At 71.3% G+C, this 2,846-nt stretch carries 3 protein-coding genes; all 3 read right to left on the reverse strand.

The features are described 5' to 3' along the window. Positions 1-53 precede the first annotated feature (53 nt). On the reverse strand, positions 54-800 hold the full coding sequence (locus tag F0L46_RS05520) for an SDR family NAD(P)-dependent oxidoreductase (protein WP_149816056.1): 747 nt from the start codon (positions 798-800) through the stop codon (positions 54-56). Further along, positions 752-1,810: a ketopantoate reductase family protein gene (locus F0L46_RS05525; protein ID WP_149816057.1), complete on the reverse strand. Its 1,059-nt coding sequence runs from the start codon at positions 1,808-1,810 to the stop codon at positions 752-754. Before F0L46_RS05525 ends, F0L46_RS05520 begins: the two co-directional genes overlap by 49 nt. Positions 1,811-2,067: 257 nt before the next feature. Next, the gene (locus tag F0L46_RS05530; RefSeq protein ID WP_149816058.1) at positions 2,068-2,778 is read right to left on the reverse strand and encodes a creatininase family protein; all 711 of its coding nucleotides are present in this window, start codon (positions 2,776-2,778) and stop codon (positions 2,068-2,070) included. Positions 2,779-2,846 lie beyond the last annotated feature (68 nt).

Raw genomic sequence — 2,846 nt, forward strand, 5'->3', positions numbered from 1 at the left:
ACATTTCGGGCCAGCCTCTCAGCATGAGGGGGTGGGAGCGCACGCCCCACCTCTCACGACCGCCCGCCGTCCACCGACAGGATCTGGCCCGAGACCCAGCCCGAGCGCTCATCGGCGAAGAACAGGACCGCGTTGGCGATGTCCTCCGGGGTGCCCAGGCGCTTGACGTGGATCGAGTCCACGAGGCGCCGCTGCCCCTCGGGGCCGTAGGACTCCCATTGCCGCTGGGTCGCCGGATTGGAGAGCACGAAGCCTGGCGCGACGGAGTTCACCGTGACGCCATGGGGGCCGAGCTCCCAGGAGAGCTGCTTGGTAAGCCCCACCAGCGCGTGCTTGGCGGACGAGTAGGCCTGGATGCCCGTGAGGCTCGGGCGAAGGCCGGCGCCTGAGGCGATGGTGACGATGCGCCCGAAGCCCTGGCGCTTCATCGCGGGCGCCGCGGCCTGCGCGAGCCAGAACGCGCCGTCGACGTTCGCCTGGAACAGGACCCGCCAGTCCGCCTCCGAGACCTCCTCGATCGGCCGCCCGACCTGCCCGCGCACCCCGCCCGCCGCGAGCGCCAGCACGTCGAGGCGCCCGTCCGCGGCGACGATCGTCTCGACGAGCCGATGCGCCGCGTCGCGGTCGGAGAGGTCGAGGGCGTGCGGCGTGGCGCCCATCACGTCGGCGGAGGCGCGCACCCCCGCCTCGTCGAGGTCGGCGAGATGGACGGAGGCGCCCCCTGCCCGGAACGCCGCCGCGATGGCGCGGCCTATGCCTTGAGCGGCGCCGGTGACGAGGACGGTGCGAGGGGAGGGCATCGGGCGATCAGCTCCTGGAGGGTGGCAGGGGATTGGGGCCGTCGCCCCTCCTCGATGTCGTGGATGAGGGCCACGAGCCGGTCGAGGGCGGGGGTCGGCACGCCGGCCTCGCGGCCGAGCACCCCGATGATGCCGATCTGCGGATCGACCTCGGTGCGGCGCTTGCGGACGGCGAGATCGCGCCAGATGCCCGAATGGGTCTTGGCGGTCTTCGAGGTGTAGTCGGCGAGCCAGGCGATATTGGCGAGCGCGTCCGCGTCCGGGCGGCCCGGCGCGAAGGCGAGGGGATCGAATTCGCCGAAGCCCCGGGGCGACACCGAACGGGCGCGGGCCACCGCCATCACCTCGCGGCCGAGCGCCACCCAGGCCGGGGCGCGGGCCGGATCGGCGAAGTTCGCGGACATGGACTCGTCGGTCAGCGCCGTGCCGAACAGCATGGCGCCGTAGGCGAGCTTGCCCCACAGATAGCCCCAGATGTCGTCGGTGAGAACGCTGTCGGGCTCGAACACCTGCATCAGGTGATGCATCTCGCGGGTGCGGGGGCGGATCGTCCCGTCGATCTCGCCCACCACCACGGCGCCCCGGTTGCCGTAGAGGATGCGGCCGGGCTCCAGCCAGTCGGCGCCGAAATTGACGAAGCAGCCCATGGTGCGCTCCGCTCCGGCGATCCGCCCGATGGCGATCTCGTTGAGCCCGTTCTGGGCCGAGAGCACGTAGCCGTCAGGCGCGAGATGGGGCAGGAGCGCCGCCATCGCCTCCTCGGTCGCCTGCGCCTTCACGGCGAGCACGATGCGCGAATAGGTGCCCCGCACCTCGCCCGGGAGCGCTGCGGGCACCACCTGCCGGAAGCCCTCGATGGGGCCCTCGATATGGAGCCCCACCGTGCGGCAGGCCTCGACATGCGCCGCGACCGTGTCGACCATGAGCACGTCGATGCCGGCGCGCGCCCAATAGGCGCCGAGCGTCCCGCCGATGGCGCCGGCGCCCCAGATCAGGATGGGATCAGGCATGGTGAAGCCTCTGGGTTGCTCCCCTCTCCCATAGGGAGAGGGGGCGGGGATGACGGGTTGGACGCTGGGAGGTCTGCTCCGACCTCCCCGGTGTCAGGGCCGGGCTTGATCCGGCTATCAGGTTGACGTGTGACCTTGGGTCCCTGGGTCAAGCCCGGGGATGACGGTGGCGGCGCGGATCCGTGGTGCGCCCCTCCCAGCGTTCACCCTCACCCCCTGGCACTCCGTGCATTCCTCTCCCATCCGGGAGAGGGGAGTTATGTCAGGCTCGGCCATGGCCCCTCCAGCTGCGCGCGGGTCTCCTCCACACCGGTCTGCCAGAGGACCAGCATGGTCTCGTCGGGCTTCTGGTAGTCGCCGCCGAAGCAGCCGTCGCCGAGGATGGCGCGGGCCTCGCGCGGGGGCGCGGCGCGCATGGCTGCGAGGTCGGGGGCGGGTTTGGGCGTGCCCGGCATGGCGATGTTGCCGAGCCGCGTCCAGGGGAAGTTCTCCATCCAGTTGGCGTGCGAGCCGGTGCGGTCGATCTCCTGGACCTTGGCCCAGGTGCGGGGCGCGTTCCACCAGGAATGGAACTTGATCGAGGTGTCGGGCATCTCGACCATCAGCTCGCCCGCCAGCGCCTGAACCGGCTGGTTGCCGCCATGCCCGTTGACGATGAGGATGCGGCGAAAGCCGGAGCGGCGCAGGGACGCGACCGCGTCGCGCACCACGGCGAGCAGGGTGTCGACGCGAAGCGTGATCGTGCCCGGATAGGCCGCGAAGGCGGGTGTGATCCCGTAGGGCATCACGGGGAAGACCGGCACGCCCAGCGGCTCGGCCGCGTCCACCGCCACGCGCTCGGCGAGGATGAGGTCGACGGCGAGCGAGAGATAGGCGTGCTGCTCCGTGGAGCCGATGGGCAGGATGCAGCGGTCGTCGGCCTTGAGGTAGGTCTCGACCTGCATCCAATTCATGTCCGCGATCCGCATGGGGTCTCCAGTTGGTGTCACCTCTCCCCGCCACGCGGGGAGAGGGCCTCAAGCCCCCTTGCCGGGGC

The sequence above is a fragment of the Salinarimonas soli genome, from assembly GCF_008386575.1.
GTDB lineage: Bacteria > Pseudomonadota > Alphaproteobacteria > Rhizobiales > Beijerinckiaceae > Salinarimonas_A > Salinarimonas_A soli.